We start from the raw sequence: 3,885 nt of genomic DNA on the forward strand, positions 1-3,885 counted from the left end.
ATCACGGGCCGCGCGTTGAAGCGTTCGTTCAAATAAGATGAACGAAACTCCGACGGCCCCGCCATGACCAGCTCCCGCAACGTCCTGACCCCTGAAGCGCTCGCGATGATGGACGTCATCGCCCGCACCGGCAGCTTCGCCGCGGCCGCCCGCGAGCTCGGCAAGGTGCCGTCGGCGCTGACCTACAACGTGCGCCAGCTCGAGGACGCGCTCGACGTGCTGCTGTTCGACCGCCGCTCGCGCCAGGCGAGGCTGACGGCCGCCGGCGAGGAGCTGCTGCACGAGGGCCGGCGGCTGCTGCAGGAGATGGATGCGGTGGCCAACCGCGTGAAGCGCGTCGCGACCGGCTGGGAGACGCAGTTGTCGATCGCGGTGGACGGCATCATGTCGCGCGCCACGCTGTTCGAGCTGTGCGAGGCGTTCTATGCGCTGAGCCCCGAGAGCCCGGGCGCCACCAGCGGCGGGCCGGGCACGCGGCTGCGGCTGCGCACCGAGGTGCTGGCCGGCACCTGGGAGGCGCTGGTCAGCGGGCAGGCCGACCTGGCGATCGGCGTCGGCGTGGACCGCACGATGCCGCCCGGCATCCAGATGCAGCCGCTCGGCAGCATCACCTTCGTGTTCGCGGTGGCGCCGCACCACCCGCTGGCCCACGCCGAGGGTCCGCTGAGCGATGCCGACCTGATCCACCACCGCGCGGTCGCGGTCGCCGATTCGGCACAGCGCATGGCGCCGCTGACAGTGAACCTGCTGCCCGGGCAGGACGTGCTGACCGTCGCGACGATGCAGAACAAGATCGAGGCGCAGCTGCGCTGCCTGGGCTGCGGATTCCTGCCCGAGCCGCTGGTGCGCGAGCACATCGCCGCCGGCCGGCTGGTCGTCAAGCCGGTGCAGCGGCCGACGCAGGTCGCGCGCCTCGGCTACGCGTGGCGCAGCGTGCCGGCCGGCAGCGCGACACGCAAGCCGCAGCTCGGGCTGGCGCTGCGCTGGTGGCTGTCGCAGCTGGAGAGCCCGGCCACGCGCAGCGCGCTGATCGAGCGCCACAGCGGCTTGCTGCCGTTGGGTGGGGCCTGATCACAATGAGGTACCGCGGACGGTTCGCGCCGTCGCCGACCGGCGCGCTGCACGCCGGCTCGCTGGTGGCAGCGCTCGCGAGCTGGCTCGATGCGCGGGCGCACGATGGCGCGTGGCTGGTGCGCATCGAGGATGTCGACACGCCGCGCTGCGTGCCGGGCGCCGATGCGCAGATCCTGGCGCAGCTCGCGCAATGCGGGCTGCTGCCCGACGAGCCGCCGGTGTGGCAATCGCAGCGCGGCGCGCACTACGCGGCCGCGCTCGATGCGCTGCGCGCCGCCGGGCAGGTGTACCCCTGCGGCTGCACACGGCGCGACATCGCCCTCGCGCTTGAAGCCAGCGGCCACGGCAAGCCGCGCCACGGCGAGCTCGTCTACCCCGGCACCTGCCGGCATGGCTTGAACGGCAAGCCGGCGCGCGCGACGCGGGTGCTGAGCTGCAACGCCAGCGGAGCCGACATCGTGATCGACTGGCGCGACCGCCGCCTCGGTGCGCAGCAGCAGAACCTGACGCAGGCGGTCGGCGACTTCGTGCTGCATCGCGCCGACGGGCTGTGGGCCTACCAGCTCGCGGTGGTCGTCGACGACGCGCTGCAGGGCATCACCCACGTCGTGCGCGGCGAAGACCTCGCCGACAACACGCCGCGCCAGATCCACCTGCAGCGGCTGCTCGGCCTGCCGGCGCTGCAGTACCTGCACACGCCGCTGGTGCTGGGCGCGAACGGCGAGAAGCTGTCGAAGCAGAACGGCGCGACCGCGCTCGACCTGGCCGACCCGGCGCGCGCGCTGCACGCCGCCGCGACGACCCTCGGCCTGCAGCCCTCGGCCACCAGCAGCGCCGCGCTGCTCGCCGACTGCGTCGCGCAGTGGCGACAGCGCCGGCTTGCATAGAAACTAAGATTGATCTTATGATAATCGCATGCCCACCGACACCGAACCGCGGCAATGCGCCGTGCGGCTGCGTGCCGCGCTGTCCGACCTGACACGCCAGCTGCGCCACGCGCTGCCGCCCGAGGGCATCAGCGTCGCCAAGCTCAGCGCCATGGGTGCGCTGTACCGGCGCGGTCCGATGTCGCCGAGCGAACTCGCGGCCCACGAGCGCGTGAAGCTGCAGACGCTGACGCGCCTGCTCGCCGAGCTGGAGGCCGACGGCTGGCTGGCGCGCGCGCCGCACGCGCATGACGGTCGCCAGAGCGTGCTGTCGCTGACCCGGATCGGACTGCAACAGCTGAAGGCCGACGTGCACCGGCGTGAAGCCTCGCTCGCCGACGCGATCGCCGACACGCTGGACGCGTCCGAGCGCGCGACGCTGCTGCAGGCGTGCGCGCTGATGGAGGCACTGGCCGTGCGGCTCGGCGGTCGCGCGGCGTCGATGCAAAGGAACGTGACATGACCTCACTCGCCGCACGCGTGGCCCACGCACGCGCCGACGGGCGCCTGTGGCACGGCGCGCAACTCGCGGTGGCCGTCATCGCAGCCTATGCGGTGTCGAGCGCGTTGCACCTGCCCGAGAGCTTGTGGGCGGTGATGTCGGCACTCATCGTCGTGCGGCCGAATGCCGGCGCGAGCGTCGGCGCCGGCGGCGCACGGCTCGGCGGCACCGTGCTCGGCACGCTGTGCGGAGTCGGCGGCGTCTGGCTGCGGCACCACGGCGTCGATGCGGCGCCCGCCACGCTGTTGATCGTCGCCGCCCTCGCGTTCGCGAGTGCCACGCTGCCGCTGATCGCCAGTGCACCGGTCGCGGCGCTGATCATCCTGTCGAGCGGCAGCATGCCGGGGCATTCGGCGCTGCAGGTCGCATGGCTGCGCGGCGCCGAAGTCGGCATCGGCGTGCTGGTCGGGCTCGGCGTGTCGCTGCTGCTGCGAGCCGCGCGCGCCGGTGCGCGCTTCACCGGTGCCTGCGCCGACCTGCTCGAGGCGTTCGCCCGACCTCTGGACGAGGAAGCCGATGCGGCACCCGACGGCACCGTGCGCAGCCGCCTGCGGGAGCTCGCCGTGATCGCAGTGCAGGCCGATCGCGAACGCGCATGGATCGCGCGCCTTCGCAGACGGCCCGTCGAGCGCGACGCGCACGTGCAGCTCGCGCGCATGGTCTCCCGGGTCCACCAGGACAGCGCCGTGATCGCCCGCCTGCTGCCCGGTCTGCAGCCCGACGCGGCGGCCCCGACTGCGGCGATCGCTCAGGCCCTGCGCGGCGCGGCCCAGGCGCTGCGCGCACGGGCGATGCCCGACCTCTCGATGCTCGCGTCGCCGCGCCCTGCCGCCCGCATCGCCGGCCCGGTCGGCCTGCTCGCGCACGACCTGCGCGCACTCGCGCAACGCTTCGAGAGCCTGCACGCCGCGCAGTCGCGTTGAAATTGCATCCAATCGCAAGTGCCGCCGCGCCGCGGCATGCGACCTGCTTCGAGACCTGCATCCAGAACAACCGCAGGCCCACGCCGCCTTTCCCGGCACGAATCGACGCGAAGTGAAGCCGGACTGACACATCCCGTCAGCGGCACCGCGTCATCCATCGGCGAAAGCGATAGGTCCCACCCCAGAATGATGATCCGAAGCAGCCGAGCCGCACGTGTGAGCGGAACCGTTTCCACTCTTTTCCTGTCGATGATGCTGCTGGCCGGCTGCGGCTCCGGCTCGGATGACGGCGACACGCCCGCGCCGGCACCGGTGGGTTCGGCCCCCTCGCCGGCCCCGGCTCCCGCTCCGAGTCCTGCCCCGGCGCCCTCGCCCTCGCCCTCGCCCTCGCCCTCGCCTGCGCCGGCCCCTGCTCCCGCGCCTTCACCCGCTCCGGCGCCGCAACCCTCCGCACTGACGC

Annotated in this window: 4 protein-coding genes; all 4 read left to right on the top strand. The window is 73.0% G+C overall.

The annotated features are described in order from the left end of the window. Positions 1-63 precede the first annotated feature (63 nt). Genes AC1D15_RS21150 through AC1D15_RS21165 form a run of 4 tightly spaced genes read left to right on the top strand, consistent with a single transcriptional unit; the run spans position 64 to position 3,425 of the window. Positions 64-1,071, top strand: a complete 1,008-nt coding sequence (locus AC1D15_RS21150; RefSeq protein WP_477827513.1) for a LysR family transcriptional regulator — start codon at positions 64-66, stop codon at positions 1,069-1,071. A gap of 5 nt (positions 1,072-1,076) precedes the next feature. Further along, positions 1,077-1,961 (top strand): tRNA glutamyl-Q(34) synthetase GluQRS, encoded by an 885-nt coding sequence (gluQRS, locus tag AC1D15_RS21155; protein WP_477827514.1) that lies wholly within the window; start codon positions 1,077-1,079, stop codon positions 1,959-1,961. 28 nt (positions 1,962-1,989) lie between these two features. Continuing rightward, positions 1,990-2,463, top strand: coding sequence for a MarR family winged helix-turn-helix transcriptional regulator (locus tag AC1D15_RS21160; RefSeq protein ID WP_477827515.1), 474 nt, complete (start codon positions 1,990-1,992; stop codon positions 2,461-2,463). Beyond that, the gene (locus tag AC1D15_RS21165; protein ID WP_477827516.1) at positions 2,460-3,425 is read left to right on the top strand and encodes an FUSC family protein; all 966 of its coding nucleotides are present in this window, start codon (positions 2,460-2,462) and stop codon (positions 3,423-3,425) included. Before AC1D15_RS21160 ends, AC1D15_RS21165 begins: the two co-directional genes overlap by 4 nt. Positions 3,426-3,885: the final 460 nt, after the last annotated feature.

Source organism: Rhizobacter sp. P2_H2, assembly GCF_056403375.1.

Excerpts from the sequence above, each read along its gene's own strand:
- AC1D15_RS21150 (WP_477827513.1), top strand. The coding sequence starts at position 64 with ATGACCAGCTCCCGCAACGTCCTGACCCCTGAAGCGCTCGCGATGATG.
- gluQRS (WP_477827514.1), top strand. The coding sequence starts at position 1,077 with ATGAGGTACCGCGGACGGTTCGCGCCGTCGCCGACCGGCGCGCTGCAC.
- AC1D15_RS21160 (WP_477827515.1), top strand. The coding sequence starts at position 1,990 with ATGCCCACCGACACCGAACCGCGGCAATGCGCCGTGCGGCTGCGTGCC.
- AC1D15_RS21165 (WP_477827516.1), top strand. The coding sequence starts at position 2,460 with ATGACCTCACTCGCCGCACGCGTGGCCCACGCACGCGCCGACGGGCGC.